Here is a 16,815-nt window from a genome sequence, read left to right as displayed (position 1 = left end):
GCCGGTCTGGCGAACGATTTCCCGCGTGCGGAAGAATCCGGACCATGAACGCAAAAGAGCTGGTCGCGCGCATCCGGACGGAGCTGCACCCCGGTGACCACGACAACCTCGTGGTGAAGCTGATCGAGACCGGGCAGGCACCGCGCGCCGTGATCCAGACGTTCGCCGCTGAAGAGAACCACATCGTGTCGTCCGACTGGCGAACATTCCTGGCGCTGGCGTCGAAGGCGGAGGAGCCGAACGCGCGGGCGTTCTTCACACTGCTCGCGGGGGGTGAGGAGCTCGTGCTGCCGATGTTGCCACCGCTGGCAGAGGCCGCGGGCATGTCGGCCAAGGACTTCCAGAACTACGAACCGTTCCCCGGCTGCCAGGCCTACCCCGCGTACCAGGCGTGGATGGCGCTCAACGGCGAGCCGACGGACGTGATCCTCGCGATCCTGGCGAACTTCACCGCGTGGGGCGGGTACTGCGCGCGGATGGCGAAGGGGCTGCGCGAGCACTACGGGTTCAGCGACGAGGCGTGCGCGTTCGTGGACTTCTTCGCCACTCCCGCGCCGCAGCTGGAGGACCGCGCGATCGCCGCGATCCAGGCCTCCCTCGACGCGGGCTGGCAGCCGAAGCACGCGTGGCGCTACGGCCGCCTGCTGCAGGCCTACGAACTGCAGTTCTGGTCCACCCTGGCGTAAGGGATGGGGGCGGCGGTGCCGCCCCCACACCGTCATCGGGGCAGATAGGCCCGGTGGGCCTTGGAGAACTCGTAGTTGTTGTACTTGTCCCAGTTGATCGACCACGTCATGAGGCCGCGCAGGTTCGGGTACACACCCTTCGGCTTGTAGGTGCCGCACCGCGTGCCCTTGGTGAGGCAGTCCAGCGCGGTCTGGACGTCCGCGACGGACGTGAACCCGTTGCCCGCGTACATCGCGGCGGGCAGGCCGATCGCGACCTGTTCCTGGCGCAACGGCGCGAAGACCTTCGACGTGTCACCGCGCACCGGGAACCCGGCGAGCAGCATGTCGGTCATCGCCACGTGGAAGTCCGCGCCACCCATGTTGTGGTACTGGTTGTCCAGCCCCATCACGGGTCCGGAGTTGTAGTCCTGGACGTGCAGCAACGTCAGGTCGTTGCGCATGGCCTCGATCACCGGCAGGTACGCGCCCGTGCGCGCGTCACCGGTGCCCGTGCCGCCGTAGAACTGGTAGCCGACCTGCACGAAGAACGTCTCCGGCGCCATGGTGAGCACGAAGTTGGCTCCGTAACGGGCCTTCAGCGTCCGCAGCGCCGAGATCAGGTTCACGACGACGGGCGTGGTCGGGCTCCTGAAGTCGAGGTCGCCGGGGTTGAGCGACAGCGAGTGGCCCTCGAAGTCGACGTCGAGCCCGTTCAGGCCGTACTTGTCGATGATCGCGCCGACCGAGCGCACGAACGCGTCGCGCGCCGCCGCGGTCTCCAGCCGGACCTGGCCGTTCTGGCCGCCGATGGAGATGTTGACCTTCTTGCCCTTCTGCTGCTGGGCGCGGATGCCGGCGATGAACTCGGCCTCGGACTCGACGTTCGGGCACTCCGCGACCGGGCACTGGCTGAACCGCAGGTCACCGCTCGTCGCGCTGGTGGGTTCGGCGAACGAGAGGTTGATGACGTCCCACTCGTCCGGCACGTCCTTCATGCGGATGTAGCCGGAGCCGTTGGCGAAGCTCGCGTGCAGGTAGCCGACGAGCACCTTGCGCGGCAACTGCCCTGTAGGCGGCTGACCGGTCGTGGTCGTCGTCGTAGTAGTTGTGGTCGTGGTGGTGGTCGTCGTGCTCGTGGTGGAACTGGTCGTCGGGCCGGTGCCACCGGTGCACGCGGCACCGTTGATCGTGCAGTTCGACGGGTCGGCGGTGCCGGCGGCGTTGAAGCCGAACGTCACGCTGGCGCCGGGCGCGACGGAGCCGTTGTACTCCCGGTTGACGAAGGTGTGGTGGTTACCGCTCTTGGTGAGCAGCGAGTCCCAGTAGGCGCCGACGGTGGTCGAGGCCGGGTAGTCGAACTCGACCTTCCAGGAACTGATGGCCGCACTGGTCTCGTTCTTGATCGTCACCGTCGCGGTGTAGCCGGTGGCCCAGCCGTTCTTGGCGAACGTCGCCGTGACTCCGGCGGCGCTGGCGGGGGCGAGGCTCACGATCACGGTGCCGAGCACCAGTGCGGCCACCGCGGATATTCGAGCGAACAACAGCATGGGTTCCATCCCTCACGCGTTGGCGGCCGGCAGGGGGTCACCCCGAATTGGACTAGACCATCAATCTCAAAGTCAAGGTTCTAGACTTGGCGGTCGTGCCCCGCGCTCGTGCCACCGACGGAACCAGGCTCTTCTACTCGGTCGAGGGCTCCGGGCCTCCCCTGCTGCTCATCGCGGGCCAGTCGAACTCGTCGCGCTGGTGGTCACAGGTCCGCGAGGACTTCTCGGCGCGGTTCACGACGATCGTCACCGACCACCGCGGCACCGGTTCCAGCGACAAGCCCGACGTCCCGTACAGCACGCGGATGTTCGCATCCGACTGCGTCGCGATCCTGGCCGACGCGGGAATCGGCAAGGCGCACGTCTACGGCACCTCCATGGGCGGGCGGATCGCGCAGTGGATCGCGGCCGAGCACGGTGAGCACGTCGACCGGCTGGTGCTGGGCTGCACCTCCCCCGGCGGCGCGCACGGCGTCGAACGCAGCGCCGAAGTGCGCAAGTCGCTGGCGCAGGTCGATCCGATGAAAGCGCGCAGGGCGTTGGAGGAGCTGATGTACACGCCGGCCTACCGCGGGCCGTACAACACGCTCGGCGACCCGCAGATGCCGCCGTACGCGCGCAAGCGGCACCTCTTCGCGAGCGCCGAGCACGACGCGTGGGCCGTGCTGCCGTCGATCACCGCGCCGACCCTGGTGGTGCCACGGTACCGAGGACGTCTTCAACCCGACGGCCAACGCTCCCCTGATCGCATCACGCATCCCGGGCGCCCGGATGCACCTGATCGAGGGCGCGCGACACGGTTACTTCGAGGAGTTCGCGAGCGAGGCGACGCCACTCGTGGTGAACTACCTGGAGGGCTAGCTCATCTCTGGGGGATGCATGCGCAAGGCACCTGTCGTACTGCTCGTCCTGTCCCTGTTCACGTTTCTGCCCGCCCCGGCGTCGGCCGCCGGTCTGCCCGGTGGCAAGGCGAACTTCGTCGTCGCGCTCGGCTCGTTCAAGGCCGGGACCGCGAGGGACAACTGGGTCCGGCTCGGGAACTACCAGTTCACGTCCGACGGCGGCGTGCGGGCGCGGACCTACCTCTGGTGGCAACGCCAGCCGGTCGCTCGTCAGGGCACTGGAACGACACCCGACCCGACGTGTACGACCAAGTCGAACGCGGTCGGTCAGACCCTGGTGCGCGCGTGCGAGGTGCTGACCGCAGGGGGCTTCACGGGCTCTCCTCCCGAGACGAGGACGGGCAGGTACTCGGCCGACGGAGACAAGCTGCAGATCACCTGGACCGACGCTGGCCAGGCGTGGTCGGAGCAGTGGAACATCGCGACCAGCCCGGACGGCAAGCTCGTCCGCCTCGACCAGGCGTTCAACACCCTGGCCACGGTCGGCTACGCCTACGGCAGCAACGCCTCGCTGAGCACCAGCCGTTCCGCGTCGACCGTGCGGGCCTTCCCCGGCACGCTCCTGCAGGACTACCAGGGCTGGACGCACGACGCGCTCAACCACGGCGAGGGCGGCGCGTTCAAGATCGGGTCGTTCCAAGCCTGCGCCACCACGACCTGGTGCCTGACCTACCTGCAGCCGTCCTCGGAGAAGGCCTGTCAGGAACAGCCCAGCTGTCCCGGCACCGGCGGCGGCAGTGCGATCAACGACAGCTCGCTGCAGAACTACATCCAGCGCATCTCCAGCAGCGACCGCAGGGACACCCACTGGCACTGGTGCACTTGCCTAACGAGGAGGTCGAACGGCACCGACATCGAATCCTGCTACACGGGCAACTCGCACGTGAAGCCGATGATGCAGATCATCGACGACGACGGCGCCTTCCGCGGTTGGGTGGGCGTCGAGGCGTCCTTCTACCCGCACACCAACAACCCGCGCTTCCAGGACATGCTGTCGACCTTCCGGGTCAGCGACTTCCGCTGACCCTCAGCTCGTGACCCACCGCAGGCCGCGCATCAACGCGTGGCCCGCGACCCGCACGCCGGTGGCCTCCGAGATCGGCAGGTAGGGCAACCGGAGCGGAATCCGCGCCCACACCGGCAACGTGGCGACCGCCGTGGCGCTCAGGATCGCGTACGGCCCCCGCGCCAGCATCGGCAACGGCGCCTTGAGCAGCAGGAACCTGGCCGCTTCCCTGGCCTCGGGCGTGCCCTTCAGCTCGGCCCGGTACGAGTCGAGCTTCGCTTCGAGCGCGGCGGTCGTGCGCGGCGGGTCGGGGATGCCCATGGCGTCGGCGATGACCGCCATGTCGGCGACGTAGCCGTCGTAGTCGTCGAGCGGCTTCTCGCCGTAACGCTGGTGGCAGCGCAGGAAGCTGTCCACCTCGGCCACGTGCACCCACCCCAGCAGGTGCGGATCGTCGGCGCGGTACGAACGGCCGTCCGGCGCGGTGCCGTGGATGTGCCGATGCACGCGCCCGAGCCGTTCGACGGCCTTGAGCGCGTCCTCGGCGGTGCCGTAGGTGGTGACGCCGACGAACAGGCTCGTGCGCTGCAACCGGCCCCACGGATCGGTCAGGTAGTCGGAGTGCTGCGCCACCGCCGCCATCGCCAGCGGGTGCAACGACTGCAGCAGCAACGCCCGCAGCCCGCCGATGAACATGGCGTGATCCGCGTGCACGTGCCGGATCGGCCGGTCGTCCGCGAACAGCTGCGGCCCGGACGCGCCGTGGATCCTGCGCGCGTGCTCCTGCCGCTCCGGCCCCGCGACCTTCTCGAAGAGCCGTTCGCTCACCTGCCGCCGCAATGACTCCAGCATCACCCCATGATGCGCGCCGGTTCCTGAGAAAGGCACCCCGCCGAGGCAGGGTGCCTTTCAGCGGACCGGTCAGAAGTCCCAGTCGTCCCGTTCGGGAAGGCGCAGCCACAGATCCGGTGCGGTGAACGCGCGGAAGTCCGCCGGCCGCAGGCCCGCGAACGCGAGGCAGAACGCCACCGGCTCGTCCAGGTAGAGGTGCGCCAGCAACACGTCCGCCGCGGTCTCCTCCTCCGCCACACCGCCGCCGGGATGCAGATCCCACTCCGCGGTCTCGCCGTCGCGGTGGACGCTGCCCTGGTTGCCGCTCTTGGGATTGGCGTACATGCCGTACGCGACGGTGCCCGCCGACAGCCGGTCGAGCACGCCCGGCATCGCGGCCGCGTAGCCGTCCGGCTGCACGAGCACGCACCCGCCGGGCACGGTCGTCACGCCGAGCACGTCCTCCTCGGCCTCGTCGCCGGGCGCCTCGACGAGTTCCGCCTCCAGCAGGCGCACCGCGGTCCCGGCGTCCACCCCCGCGACGCACGCCAGGCTGAAGCCGTCGCCGCCGGGCACGCCGCCGAGTGCCGCGACGAGCCGGTCGCGTTCCTCGACGGCGGCACGTTCCTCACGGGTGAGGACCTCCGCGGTCGGCAACGGGTGGTCCGTGGTGAGGCTGAGCCGGGCCGGCGACCACCCGGACATCATGGGCAGCGCCGGATCAGCACCGGCCGCGAGCAGCAACCGGACGTTCTCGGGTTTCCGCGCGTGCACGGCACGCCACAACGCCGTGCGTTCCTCGTCCGCCGCGTCGACGTCGTCCGCCTGCGCGATCGCGGCCGCAACCTCCTGTGCCGACTCGAACTCCGCAGCCCAGTGCAACTTCGAAAGCCAGTCTTCCCCCATGGGGCCGAGCCTAGGCCCTGTCCTGCAGGTCTCGTCCGCGACAGCCGCGGCCGAGGGCCTAGGCCAGCGCGATCTGGTCCAGATCGGGAGCACCCGCGGTGTCGTTGCCGAACCTGATGGTGTTGGCACCGGCGTTCAACGTCACCGGGATCTCGGCCACGTAAGGGGTGTTGTTGCCGACCCCGTCGAGCTTGACCTCGACCGTCGCACCCCCGTTGACCGTCACGAAGTACGACCGCGGCCCGTTCACCGTGAACTGGACGAACAGCCGGTAGGTACGCGCCTCCGGGACCGTCACCTGGGGGAAGGTCACCGAAGCGTCCGGGCTGCCGCCGATGTTGCGCACCTTCTCCGCGCCGGAGCACGCGCCGCAGTTCGTCAGGCCGGTGCTGCCGAACTGGTTCGCCGAGTCCTCGGCCTCGCGCACGAACACGCGGCCGGCGGGCCTGGTGCGCACCGGCACCGCGCCCGAGACCTTGCGATCGCTGCTCAGCAACCGGAACGAGGCGGTGACGGGAATGCTCACCGAGCCCACGTCCTGCCCGGCGGGCGAGGTCGCGGTCCAGGTGCCTTCGAGCAGACCGGCCAGGCGCATCGACGGGCGCACAGCGGGTGCGCCGGTCAGCGTCCAGCCGGCGGGCAGCGACGGTGCCAGCGAGACGTCGTCGATCTGGTCGTCGGCGTCGAGCCGGAGGCGTGCGGTGATCTTCACGGACTGCTGACCTGGTCCGGTCCATTGCACGCCATGGGGTTGCACGGTCAGGGTCGTCTTCGGCGTGTAGCTCGACGGCGGCAGCCCGCCGACCGAGACGCGGTCCAGGCCGAGCCGGCCGGTGCTGAAGACCTTCACGGTGTTGCGGCCCGCGTTCAACGGCACCGCGATCGACGCCGGGTCCGGCACGTCGGCGCGGTCCTTGGGCACCACGACGGACACCGGTGCCGCGCCGTTCACCGAGACGGACACGGTGGACGCCTCGGCCGTCGTCACGTCCAGCTGCAACGCGTAGTTCCCGGCTGTGGCAACGGAAACATCGCGGTAGGTCACCGCGTTGCGCTCACCGCCGCCGAGGCCGGTCACCTGCCTCGTGCCGGAGCAGGCCGCGCAGGACTCGGCGCGCACCGAACCCGACCGCAACGCGTCCTCGGCCTCCAGCGCGCCGTCCCGGGACCCGCGCGGATAGCTGTGGCCGACCCGGATCTCGTCGATCTTCAGCTGCTTGGAGTACACGGGCGCCTGCGGTCCGCCCCACGTGCCGAGCACGGTCAGCTTCAGGAACCGGGCCTCCTGCGCGCCGATGTCGATGAACTGGGTGCCACGGGCCGAAGGCAGCGCGCCGCTGCGGACGTGCCGCCAGGTGCGGCCGTCGTCGGACGCCGTCACCTGGTAGTCCTTGACGCGGCTCGAGTCCTCCGGCCTGCCGAACGACACGCGGGCGTGCGTCGGCGACGACTCGCGCTGGTTGATCGCGAGGAACGCGGCCTTCTTGCGGCGGCCCAGGTCGAGCGAGATCGACACGGGCTGGGCACCGGCGGCGTCCCAGTACGTCTCGTAGCTGCCGTCGGTGAGGTTCGAGGCGGGGAAACCGTTCGCGGACGAGGTCGCCGAGGCCTTCACGCCAGTGTGGAAGCCCTGCTGGCCAAGGGTTTCCACGGCGAACACCGTGTCGTACTCGTCCCACCTCGTGATGCCCTGGATCGTCAGGTGCCCGGCCGACTGCGCGAACCGCAGCTGCTCGCCGGTCCGCAGATCACGGACGCCGGTGACCTGATACCCGTTGTCCCGCAGGCGGACGAAGTCGGCGCGCGGCCGGGTGACGACGTGGACGTACTGCTTGCCGGTCCTGGGGTTGATGGTGATCACGCCGTGCGCACCGTCGTTCCAGAACCCCGGCTGCATGCCGCCGTACATGTACCCGGCGCCCTCGACGCCCTGGATCGACTCGCGGATCGGTGGCACCCACTGCGCCATGAAGTTGTTGTAGGCCTCCTGCTGCGCGGGCATCCTGCCGTTCACCATCGGCGTCTCGGCCATCAGCGACTTGATCGACGAGCCCGCGTTGGTGACGTAGCGGCCGGTGTTCAGGCGGGTGTCGACGGCGTGGTTGCCGCCGTCGTACCACCAGTCGCCGGTGTTGGGCAGCTTGTAGCAGGCCTCGGACAGGCGCGGCATCGGCGTGAACGTCGCCGCCGGGTAGTCGTAGGACGGGAACATGCCGGTCTTCTGCTCGTTCGAGACCGTGTCCATGATCGGCGTGTCCTCGTTGTTGTTGCTCAGCAACCACGTCGGCCGCAACTGCCGGACCTGCTCGTAGAGCTTGTTGCGCTCCCAGTACTCGTTGTCGTTGTCGATCCAGAACCCCGCGAGGTCGTCGTAGTTCTTCATCACCTCGAAGAAGAGGTCGTAGCTGTACCTGCCGAAGCCTTCACGCGTGGTGAGGTCGACCTGTTCGCCCTTGTGGGCCGAGTAGGCGGCCGAGTCGAGCATCTGGACGCCCTGCTCGCTGTGCCACTGCGGGTCGTCGGTCATGTAGAGGACGACCTTGACGCCCTTGGCCTTGCCCGCCCGGACGAGCTCACCGAGCAGATCGCGTTCGGTGGCGCAGCTCCCGGGGATCTTCGACGGCCACGGCCGCGCGTAGCCGAGCCTGCTGTGGAACGTCGCCAGCACGACGTAGGAGGCGCCGAGCTTGCGCGCCTCGTCGATCCAGTAGTCGGGGGTCCAGCCGCCACCGGTGACGTCGCGCTCCCACTCGGCGCAGTTCAGGTGCTTCGGGGCGGTGAACATGCCCCAGTGCAGGAACAACCCCGCGGTGGACTGACGCAGCCAGTCCTGTCGCGGATGGCGCACCTCGGCCTGCGCGGCCCCCTGTGCCACCACCGTGAGCAAGCTTGCGAGCAACACGGCCACCACGGCCGCACACACACGACGTAAACCCATGCGCCACGCTCTTCTCGTCCGGGGCGGCGGCGAGAAGATCCGATGATTGCAACCGGAACCAGGTCGGTCAAGTCCTCAGCTCGGCGAAAATACGCATACTCATCGGAGCAATTCAAGATCACCCACGCGGTCGGGTGTCGCCGTGATAATCAAGCCCTGGGCTGACCACGATCAACTTCGGCGCACAAGACAGGACAGGGATGAACGACGAGCACCTGCCCGGCTTCTACCACGACGCCGAGGCGGTCTCCCGGCTCGGCCAGCGGCTCACGCTGCTGTTCAGCCGGGTGCGGCTGATCGGCGCGGTGGTCGCGGCGGTGGGCGGTGCGTTCAAGTGGCAGATCGGTGGCACCGGTGTCGACGTCTGGGCGTGGGTGGCGCTGGGCGGGTTCCTCATCGCCCTGTTCGGCGAACTGCTGCTGTGGGTCATGCACCCGGAGCGGAAGTGGAACGCGGGCCGGACCGTCGCCGAACGGGTGAAGTCGCTGGCGTGGCGCTACGCCGTGGCGGGCGCCCCGTTCCACGGCGGCGCCCAGAGCCCCCGCAGGGACCTGGAGCTCGCCATCGCCGACGCGGTCAAGGACCACCGCAGGGAGGTCATGCTCACCAGCGCGAACGAGAAGGGCGAGCAGGTCATGACCGAGCTGCGCACCAAGCCGTTCGACGAGCGCAGGACCACCTACCGCGAAGCCCGCGTACAACCGCAGCTGCAGTGGTACCGCGACAGGTCCGCGATGAACGAGACCCGCGCGACCGTGTTCCGCGTCCTGATGATCGTCGGCGAGCTCGTCGCGATCGTCTTCGCGATCCTGCGCATCAACGGCGTCTGGGACGTCGACCTGTCCGGCGTGATGGCCGCGGCCGTCGCGGGCGGTGCGGCGTGGATCGGGCTGCGGCAGTACGAGAACCTCAGCGTCAGCTACGCGGCCGCGGCCGGTGAGCTCGCGGACATCTACCAGCGGCTCCCCTACGCCGCGGAGAGCGACTGGGCCTCGACGGTCGCCGAGGCCGAGGCCGTGATCGGCAAGGAGCACTCCGCCTGGCTCGCGACGCGGCCCAGCGCGACCTGACCGGCGCGTCCCGTCAGCCCAGCGCCTCGACGACCTTGGTCACCATCGCGCGTTCCGCCGCCGCCACCTCGCCGTCCGCACCGGCCACCGAGCGGCACATCTCCGACACGGCGGCGCGGAAGATCGCCACGTCACGCGGCTCGTGGGCGTTGATGATCGCCACGGAGTCGCGCAGCGCGGCCAGGACCCCGGACTCCACTTCGGACGTCGAACCCTTCGGCAACGAGGGCGGTGCGGCGGCGATGATGGCGCGCAGGTCGTCCGGGAGCAGGGTGATCGCCCTGACGCCGGCCTGGCTCTCCTCGTCGACCGAGCCGGGGTCCGCAGTGGACACCAGCACCATGGCACCGAAAACGGCCGTGCGGAGGGTCTGCCCCTCCGCCTCCGTGTACGCAGTCATGGGCGCAAGCCTATGCAACGATCAGCGACCATGAGTGCGGGTCAGGTGCTTGGCGCCAACATCAGGGCGTTCCGCGAGCAACGCGGGCTGTCGCTGTCGGAGCTCGCGCGGCGGTCGTCCATCGCCAAGGGCACGCTGTCCCAGCTGGAGAGCGGCGCGGGCAACCCGACGATCGAAACAGTGTTCAGTTTGTCGAACGCTTTGGACGTGCCGGTGTCGGAGCTCGTGACCGAGCGGACGACGCCGGACGTCGTGCTGGTGCGCGCCCGTGACGTCGAGGTGCTCAGCAGCAACGCCGTCGACCTGCGGCTGATGCGGCGGATGGACGTCGGGGACACCGTGCTGGAGATCTACGACCAGCGGGTCCGGCCCGGCGCCACGCAGACCAGCGAAGGTCACCCCGGCAAGGAACACGTGCTGGTCACGAGCGGCCGGCTGCTCGTGGGACCGGTGGACGCGCCGTACGAACTGGGGCCGGGCGACTACGTGTGCTTCCCCGGCTCGACGCCGCACTCGTACGAGACCGTCGGCGGTGAGGTCAGCTCGGTACTGGTGCTGGAGTATCCGAAGCACTAACGTTCATTCTATTGAACGGAGGTGGCGATGCAGCCGGACGTCGTGGTGATGGGCGCGGGCATCATCGGGGCCGCGTGCGCCCAGGCCCTGCGGGCGCGCGGCCTCGCTGTTCTCGTCGTCGACCGCCACGGACCCGCGTCGGGCACCAGCGCGGCCGGCGAGGGCAACGTGCTGGTCAGCGACAAGGAGCCCGGCCCGGAACTCGGTCTCGCCCTGGCGAGTCGCGACCTGTGGCCGGAACTCGCGGACGACGCCGAGTGGGAGGAGAAGGGCGGCCTGGTCGTCGCCACGACCCCCGAGGCGGTCGTCCCGCTGCAGGCCTTCGCCGCCGCGCAGCGCACGGCGGGCGTCGACGCCTGCGAGATCAGCGCCGCGGACGCGCTGGCCCGCGAGCCGCACCTCAACCCGGAGATCACCGCCGCCGTCCACTACCTCCAGGACGCGCAGCTCAACCCGGTCAAGGCCACCCGGACCCTGCTGCGCGGCATCGAGGTCCGGCGCACCGAGGTGTCCACGACGGACGGCCGGAGCGTGACGACGTCCGAGGGCGTGATCAGCTGCGGCGCGGTCGTCAACGCCACCGGCCCGTGGGCGCGGCACTTCGGTGTCAACGTGCTGCCCCGGCGCGGCGTGGTGCTGGTGACCACGCCGATTCCCGGCAAGATCCGGCACAAGGTCTACGACGCGGACTACGTCGGCGCGGTCGCGAGCGGAGACGCGGACCTCCAGACGTCCGGCGTGGTCGAGTCGACCCAGGCCGGCACGGTGCTGATCGGGTCGAGCCGCCAGCGCAAGGGCTTCGACGACACGATCGAGAGCAAGGTGCTGAAAGCGCTGGCGCGCAAGGCGATCGCGATGTTCCCGATGCTGACGGACGTCCCGGTCATGCGCGCGTACGGCGGCTTCCGCCCGTACGCGCCGGACCACCTGCCGATCATCGGCGAGGACCCCCGCACGCCCGGCCTGTGGCACGCCACCGGCCACGAGGGCGCGGGCGTCGGTCTCGCCCCGGCGACCGGGCGCCTGCTCGCCCAGCTGCTCACCGGCGAGGACCCCCTGGTGGATCCCCGCCCGTTCCGCGTCGACCGGCCGGAGGTGATGGTGTGAAGGTGACGTTCAACGGCCTCCCGCGCGAGGTCGCGCACGTCGCGGAGTTGTTGCCGGGAAGGTACTTCTGCGGCATCGGCGTGTGCTTCGGCTGCGTCGCGGAGATCAACGGCGCGCCCGAGGTGCGCGCGTGCCGCCACCCGTTGCGCGACGGCGACGTGATCAGGACGACGTCATGAGGATCGTGGTCGTGGGGGCGGGCCCCGCTGGAATGGCCGCCGCCCGGACGGCCGCCGACGCGGGTGCCGAGGTCACGATGGTCGACTCGGAACCGGAGGCCGGCGGCCAGTACCTGCGTGGCCGGGCCAAGTTCAGCCACGCCGGGGTCACGCACCTCAAGAACACCGAGGCCTGGCTGGTGGAGGGGAACACGCTCCACGTGAGGCGGGCCGACCTTCCGCGAGACGAGACGTCTCGTCTCGCACCGGGTCCGCGCCTGCTGAGGTTCGACGCGCTGGTCATCGCCACCGGGGCCTACGACCGGCCCCTGCCCTTCCCCGGCTGGGACGGTCCCGGCGTGATCACCGCGGGCGCCGCCCAGGCCCTCGCCAAGCAGGGCGTCACGCTGGCCGAACGCGTGATCGTCACGGGCACCGGCCCGTTCCTGCTGCCCGTCGCCACCGCACTCCAGGACCTCGGCGCCACTCTCGTCGGCGTCTACGAGGCCTCCTCCCCCGCCCGGTGGCTGCGCGAGTCCAGGGCCGTGCTCGCCAACCGGCACAAGATCGGCGAGCTCGCGGGCTACCGGAAGGTGCTGCCCCGCCTGGAGACCCGCACCGCCGTCATCGCCAAGCACGGTGACCGCGTGACGGTCGCGAAGCTCGACAGCCGGTGGCGGCCCGTCAGCCACCGCACCGAGCACGCCGATCTCGTCTGCGTCGGCCACGGCTTCCTCCCCCGCACCGACCTCCTGCCGAACGCCCTGCGCACCAACGACTTCTACGACGTCGACGAACGCCAGCGGACGTCGGTCGAGAACGTCTACGCGGCCGGTGAGGTCACCGGCATCGGCGGTGCCGACCTCGCCGAGGCCGAGGGAGTCGTCGCCGGAGCCGCCGCGGCGGGACAGGAGCCACCGCGGAAGGCCGTGGAGGCCGTCAGCAGGGGGCGTCTGTTCGCCGGAGCCCTGGCCAGGGCGCACGAGGTCCAGCCAGGCTGGCGGACGTGGCTGAAGCCGGACACCACCGTGTGCCGCTGCGAGAAGGTCCGTCTCGAAGATCTGACCGACGCCGCGAGCATGCGCGAACTCAAGCTCACCAGCCGTGTCGCGATGGGCCGCTGCCAGGGCCGCATCTGCGCCCGCAACGCCGCCGACCTGACCGGCGTCCCGTTCGACGGCCAGCGCCGCGTGATCGCGGTCCCGATCCCCCTCGGCGAACTCGCAGAACTCCCGGAGGACAAGTCATGACCGAACGCCTCGACGGCGTCATCGTCGCCACCGCGCTCCCCTACGCGGAAGACCCGAACGCCCCCGCCGGGCTTCGTCCCGACCTGGACAGGTTCGCCGAGCACTGCCGGTGGGTCGTCGACAGCGGCTGCCGCGGCGTCGGCCCGAACGGCTCGCTCGGCGAGTACTCGTCGCTGACCGACGCGGAACGCCGTGAGGTCGCCCAGACCGCCATCGCGGCGGTCAAGGGGCGTGGCATCGCGGTCATCGGCGTGCACGGCGTGGGTGCGCACCAGGCGCGGCACTGGGCCGAGCTCGCGGCCGAGGACGGCGCGGACGGCGTGCTGTGCCTGCCGCCGACGATGTACCGGGCCAACCGCGGCGAGGTCGTGCACCACTTCCGCGAGGTCGCGAAGGCCGGGCTGCCGATCATGGTCTACAACAACCCGATCGACACCAAGGTCGACCTGACCCCGGACCTGCTCGCCGAGCTCGGCCAGATCGAGAACGTCGTGGCGGTCAAGGAGTTCTCCGGTGACGTCCGGCGCGTGCTGGAGATCCGCGCGGCCGCCCCGCACCTCACCGTCGTGGCGGGTGCGGACGACGTCGTGCTGGAGAGCCTGCTGATGGGCGCGACGGGCTGGTTCGCGGGCTACCCCAACGTGTTCCCGGCCGAGAGCAAGCAGCTGTTCGACCTGGCGCTGGAGGGCAGGCTCGACGAGGCGCGGGCGCTGTACGAGAAGCTCGTGCCGGCGTTCCGCTGGGACTCGCGCACCGAGTTCGTGCAGGCCATCAAGCGTTCGATGGACTACGTCGGCCGCTACGGCGGTCCGTGCCGTCCCCCGCGCGGCCCGCTGAGCCCCGAGCAGCTCGCCCAGGTCGACGCGGACATGAAGCTGGCGACCTCATGAGGTTCGCCAAGTACTTCAGCGCCGTCGACTCGCACACCGAGGGCATGCCGACGAGGGTGATCACGGGCGGGGTCGGTGTGATCCCCGGCGAGACCATGGCCGAGAAGCGGCTCGGCTTCATCAAGAACCACGACCACATCCGCCGGCTGCTGGTCAACGAGCCGCGCGGTCACGCGGCGATGAGCGGCGCGATCCTGCAGCCGCCGACCCGCCAGGACGCGGACTGGGGCGTGCTGTTCATCGAGGTCTCCGGCCTGCTGCCGATGTGCGGGCACGGCACGATCGGCGTCGCCACGGTGCTGGTCGAGACCGGCATGGTCGAAATGACAGAACCTGTCACGACCGTGCGCCTGGACACCCCGGCCGGCCTGGTGCTCGCCGACTACGACACCCGCACGAAGCTCGTGACGATCCGCAACGTCCCGTCCTACGCGCACGAGCTGGACGCCGTGGTGACCGTGCCCGGGCTCGGCGAGATCCGGTACGACATGGCGTACGGCGGCAACTTCTACGCGATCGTGCCGCTCGCGGACCTGGGCATCCCGTTCGATCGCGTGGAAAAGGAACGAATTCTGGCCGCCGGTCTGTCCATCATGGACGAGATCAACGCGGTGAACCGGCCGGTGCACCCCGTGGACGCGGCGATCAGCGGGTGCAAGCACGTCCAGTTCGTCGCGCCCGGCCACGACGGCGCCCACTCGCGCAACGCGATGGCGATCCACCCCGGCTGGTTCGACCGATCTCCCTGCGGCACAGGCACTTGCGCCCGGATGGCGCAGCTGCACGCCCGCGGTGAGCTCGGCATCGGCGAGGACTTCGTGAACGAGTCGTTCATCGGCACGAGGTTCGTCGGCCGCCTGCTGGAGGAGGTCCCGCTCGGCGACCGCACGGCCGTCGTGCCCACGGTGGCGGGACGCGCGTGGATCACCGGCATGGGCCAGTACCTCCTCGACGAGACCGATCCGTTCCCCGAGGGGTTCGCGCTCTAGGCAGGCCGCCGACCCTTGTCACTAGAGTCAAGTCCGTGACAACGACGCCCAGTCTGGAAGCGCTGCTGCGCATCGGACCGTTCCACTCGGCGCTGCGCGCGGCCATCCGCCGGCGCGGCCTGACGCTGGAACGGCTCCGGCTACGCCTGCGGCAGCAGGACGTGGCCGTCGCGCTGTCGACGCTGAGCGACTGGCAGCAGGGCAGGGTGCGGCCGGTCTCCCCGAAGTCGCTGCGGGCCGTGGCGGTGCTCGAAGAGCTTCTGGAGGTACCGCCGCGCTCGCTGCTGGCCCTGCTGGAGCACACCGGCCCGAGCGGCTGGCCGGACGTCGTGCCCGGCATGGTGCCCGGCTTCAACGCCAACGACCTGGAGATCCTCTCCCGGCACGACAGGGTGTTCGTGGACGGGGAACGGCACGCGTCCCGCGTCCACGCGCAGATGGTCGTCCGTGCGCGCCACGACGGCGTCGACAGGTTTTACGCGCACTACTTCTGCGACGACTCGGCGGAGACCGCGGAGCTGCGGCAGGAGCCCGTCCGCAACTGCCGGCTCGGCCGGTCCACCCGTCACGAGGCCGAGCGCGTGGTCGTCCACGAACTGCTCTTCGACAAGCCGTTGCGGGAAAGCGAGACCTGGGTCTTCGAGTTCGTCGCGCACGACCCCACACAGCTCGACAGCATCGAGTACGCGCACGGCGTGCGTTGTTTCCTCGCGCAGAGCCTGATCGAGGTGCACTTCGACCCGGCGGCGCTGCCCGTGGACCCGCACGTCTACTTGCAGGACTGGGAAGAGGAGGAACCGCACCGGACCATCGACCTGGTACCGGACCACACGAACTCCGTGCACCACTTCGAGACTGACGTGTCGGTCAATTGGGTAGGTATCCGCTGGAGGTGGGCCTGAATGATCACCACTGAGTACGTACCCGGAGCGCCGGCCTGGATCGACCTGGGCACCTCGGACGAGGCGAAGGCGGCCGAGTTCTACAGCGGCGTGCTCGGCTGGGAGTACCGGCCCCTCGACACCCCGGGCACCGGCGTCTTCACCCACGCCGGCCGGGCGGTCGCCGGGCACGCGACCTCGCGGCCCGGCTCGTGGACCGTCCACTTCGCCGGGTCCTCGCCCGCCGCGGAGGTCCGGCTGACCGACCCGCACGGCGAGGAGTTCGGCGTGTGGCAGGGCCCCGCCGGGCTCGGCGCGGTGTCGGTCCCGGGATCGCTGACGTGGCTGGAGCTCCACTCCCCCGCCCCTGCCGTGTCCGCGGACTTCTACCGCTCGTTGTTCTCGTGGGAGATCCAGGTGGTTCCCGGTGCGCCGGGCCAGTTCCTGCAGCCCGCGGGCACGGGCGCGGGCCGGATGTTCGGTGCGATCGTCGCGGACTCCCAGGCCTTCTGGCTGCCGTACTTCGAGGTGGCCGATGTGGATCAGGTGGCGGCCGCGGCACCGGTGCTCCTCGCACCCCACGACCTGGACGGAGTCGGCCGGATCGCGGTGCTCGTCGACCCGTTCGGTGGCCGGTTCGGCGTCATGCGTTCCGTTACCTCCTGAAGGCTCCCCAAATCGGGGAACGGCGGTTAG

General features: G+C 70.0%; 16 protein-coding genes and 1 pseudogene. 12 read left to right on the top strand and 5 right to left on the bottom strand.

What is annotated here, in order from left to right:
• Positions 1–44 precede the first annotated feature (44 nt).
• The gene (locus SK571_RS34180) at positions 45–686 is read left to right on the top strand and encodes a thiaminase II/PqqC family protein (protein ID WP_319988239.1); all 642 of its coding nucleotides are present in this window, start codon (positions 45–47) and stop codon (positions 684–686) included.
• 32 nt (positions 687–718) lie between these two features.
• Here SK571_RS34180 and SK571_RS34175 read toward each other — a convergent pair whose 3' ends face one another.
• A complete protein-coding gene (locus tag SK571_RS34175) occupies positions 719–2,215 on the bottom strand; it encodes a chitinase (RefSeq protein WP_319988238.1) in 1,497 nt (498 codons plus the stop codon).
• A gap of 95 nt (positions 2,216–2,310) precedes the next feature.
• On the opposite strand from SK571_RS34175, the pseudogene SK571_RS34170 reads away from it, so the two are divergent.
• Together SK571_RS34170 and SK571_RS34165 are read left to right on the top strand one after the other, a co-directional pair.
• Positions 2,311–2,610, top strand: a pseudogene (locus tag SK571_RS34170) (alpha/beta fold hydrolase); the annotation flags it as partial.
• 484 nt (positions 2,611–3,094) lie between these two features.
• Positions 3,095–4,141 carry a hypothetical protein gene (locus SK571_RS34165; RefSeq protein ID WP_319988237.1) on the top strand — a complete coding sequence of 349 codons (1,047 nt, stop codon included), beginning with the start codon at positions 3,095–3,097 and terminating at the stop codon, positions 4,139–4,141.
• 3 nt (positions 4,142–4,144) lie between these two features.
• Here SK571_RS34165 and SK571_RS34160 read toward each other — a convergent pair whose 3' ends face one another.
• The 3 genes from SK571_RS34160 to SK571_RS34150 form a co-directional block, all read right to left on the bottom strand.
• Entirely contained in the window at positions 4,145–4,975 is an 831-nt protein-coding gene (locus SK571_RS34160; protein WP_319988236.1) for an oxygenase MpaB family protein, read from the bottom strand.
• Positions 4,976–5,044: 69 nt separating this feature from the next.
• Positions 5,045–5,860 carry a hypothetical protein gene (locus tag SK571_RS34155; RefSeq protein WP_319988235.1) on the bottom strand — a complete coding sequence of 272 codons (816 nt, stop codon included), beginning with the start codon at positions 5,858–5,860 and terminating at the stop codon, positions 5,045–5,047.
• A 58-nt stretch (positions 5,861–5,918) separates the two neighbouring features.
• Complete coding sequence (locus tag SK571_RS34150; RefSeq protein ID WP_406602073.1) at positions 5,919–8,798, bottom strand: alpha-L-fucosidase; 2,880 nt, start codon at positions 8,796–8,798, stop codon at positions 5,919–5,921.
• Positions 8,799–8,998: 200 nt separating this feature from the next.
• Between SK571_RS34150 and SK571_RS34145 the strand changes: the two genes are divergently transcribed.
• Positions 8,999–9,868, top strand: coding sequence for a DUF4231 domain-containing protein (locus SK571_RS34145; protein ID WP_319988233.1), 870 nt, complete (start codon positions 8,999–9,001; stop codon positions 9,866–9,868).
• 13 nt (positions 9,869–9,881) lie between these two features.
• On the opposite strand, the gene SK571_RS34140 is transcribed toward SK571_RS34145, so the two are convergent.
• Entirely contained in the window at positions 9,882–10,268 is a 387-nt protein-coding gene (locus SK571_RS34140; RefSeq protein WP_319988232.1) for a hypothetical protein, read from the bottom strand.
• A gap of 30 nt (positions 10,269–10,298) precedes the next feature.
• On the opposite strand from SK571_RS34140, the gene SK571_RS34135 reads away from it, so the two are divergent.
• Genes SK571_RS34135 through SK571_RS34100 form a run of 8 tightly spaced genes read left to right on the top strand, consistent with a single transcriptional unit; the run spans position 10,299 to position 16,785 of the window.
• Positions 10,299–10,844 (top strand): helix-turn-helix domain-containing protein, encoded by a 546-nt coding sequence (locus tag SK571_RS34135; RefSeq protein ID WP_319988231.1) that lies wholly within the window; start codon positions 10,299–10,301, stop codon positions 10,842–10,844.
• A gap of 27 nt (positions 10,845–10,871) precedes the next feature.
• The gene (locus SK571_RS34130) at positions 10,872–11,951 is read left to right on the top strand and encodes an NAD(P)/FAD-dependent oxidoreductase (protein WP_319988230.1); all 1,080 of its coding nucleotides are present in this window, start codon (positions 10,872–10,874) and stop codon (positions 11,949–11,951) included.
• Positions 11,948–12,130, top strand: a complete 183-nt coding sequence (locus SK571_RS34125) for a 2Fe-2S iron-sulfur cluster-binding protein (protein ID WP_319988229.1) — start codon at positions 11,948–11,950, stop codon at positions 12,128–12,130. The genes SK571_RS34130 and SK571_RS34125 overlap by 4 nt, the downstream gene beginning before the upstream one ends.
• On the top strand, positions 12,127–13,359 hold the full coding sequence (locus tag SK571_RS34120) for an FAD/NAD(P)-binding oxidoreductase (RefSeq protein ID WP_319988228.1): 1,233 nt from the start codon (positions 12,127–12,129) through the stop codon (positions 13,357–13,359). The genes SK571_RS34125 and SK571_RS34120 overlap by 4 nt, the downstream gene beginning before the upstream one ends.
• A complete protein-coding gene (locus tag SK571_RS34115) occupies positions 13,356–14,249 on the top strand; it encodes a dihydrodipicolinate synthase family protein (RefSeq protein WP_319988227.1) in 894 nt (297 codons plus the stop codon). Before SK571_RS34120 ends, SK571_RS34115 begins: the two co-directional genes overlap by 4 nt.
• A complete protein-coding gene (locus SK571_RS34110) occupies positions 14,246–15,238 on the top strand; it encodes a proline racemase family protein (protein ID WP_319988226.1) in 993 nt (330 codons plus the stop codon). Before SK571_RS34115 ends, SK571_RS34110 begins: the two co-directional genes overlap by 4 nt.
• Before the next feature lie 35 nt (positions 15,239–15,273).
• Complete coding sequence (locus SK571_RS34105) at positions 15,274–16,140, top strand: hypothetical protein (protein ID WP_319988225.1); 867 nt, start codon at positions 15,274–15,276, stop codon at positions 16,138–16,140.
• On the top strand, positions 16,141–16,785 hold the full coding sequence (locus SK571_RS34100) for a hypothetical protein (RefSeq protein ID WP_319988224.1): 645 nt from the start codon (positions 16,141–16,143) through the stop codon (positions 16,783–16,785).
• Positions 16,786–16,815: the final 30 nt, after the last annotated feature.

It is taken from the genome of Lentzea kristufekii (assembly GCF_033949925.1).
Classification (GTDB): domain Bacteria; phylum Actinomycetota; class Actinomycetes; order Mycobacteriales; family Pseudonocardiaceae; genus Lentzea; species Lentzea kristufekii.
Note: the sequence above shows the minus strand (reverse complement) of the source record. Positions and strands in the feature narration are given on the sequence as shown.

What these genes read in the sequence shown, in the direction of transcription:
- SK571_RS34180 (WP_319988239.1), top strand. Translation starts at nt 45, where the DNA reads ATGAACGCAAAAGAGCTGGTCGCGCGCATCCGGACGGAGCTGCACCCC.
- SK571_RS34175 (WP_319988238.1), bottom strand. Translation starts at nt 2,215, where the DNA reads ATGCTGTTGTTCGCTCGAATATCCGCGGTGGCCGCACTGGTGCTCGGC.
- SK571_RS34165 (WP_319988237.1), top strand. Translation starts at nt 3,095, where the DNA reads ATGCGCAAGGCACCTGTCGTACTGCTCGTCCTGTCCCTGTTCACGTTT.
- SK571_RS34160 (WP_319988236.1), bottom strand. Translation starts at nt 4,975, where the DNA reads ATGCTGGAGTCATTGCGGCGGCAGGTGAGCGAACGGCTCTTCGAGAAG.
- SK571_RS34155 (WP_319988235.1), bottom strand. Translation starts at nt 5,860, where the DNA reads ATGGGGGAAGACTGGCTTTCGAAGTTGCACTGGGCTGCGGAGTTCGAG.
- SK571_RS34150 (WP_406602073.1), bottom strand. Translation starts at nt 8,798, where the DNA reads ATGGGTTTACGTCGTGTGTGTGCGGCCGTGGTGGCCGTGTTGCTCGCA.
- SK571_RS34145 (WP_319988233.1), top strand. Translation starts at nt 8,999, where the DNA reads ATGAACGACGAGCACCTGCCCGGCTTCTACCACGACGCCGAGGCGGTC.
- SK571_RS34140 (WP_319988232.1), bottom strand. Translation starts at nt 10,268, where the DNA reads ATGACTGCGTACACGGAGGCGGAGGGGCAGACCCTCCGCACGGCCGTT.
- SK571_RS34135 (WP_319988231.1), top strand. Translation starts at nt 10,299, where the DNA reads ATGAGTGCGGGTCAGGTGCTTGGCGCCAACATCAGGGCGTTCCGCGAG.
- SK571_RS34130 (WP_319988230.1), top strand. Translation starts at nt 10,872, where the DNA reads ATGCAGCCGGACGTCGTGGTGATGGGCGCGGGCATCATCGGGGCCGCG.
- SK571_RS34120 (WP_319988228.1), top strand. Translation starts at nt 12,127, where the DNA reads ATGAGGATCGTGGTCGTGGGGGCGGGCCCCGCTGGAATGGCCGCCGCC.
- SK571_RS34115 (WP_319988227.1), top strand. Translation starts at nt 13,356, where the DNA reads ATGACCGAACGCCTCGACGGCGTCATCGTCGCCACCGCGCTCCCCTAC.
- SK571_RS34110 (WP_319988226.1), top strand. Translation starts at nt 14,246, where the DNA reads ATGAGGTTCGCCAAGTACTTCAGCGCCGTCGACTCGCACACCGAGGGC.
- SK571_RS34100 (WP_319988224.1), top strand. Translation starts at nt 16,141, where the DNA reads ATGATCACCACTGAGTACGTACCCGGAGCGCCGGCCTGGATCGACCTG.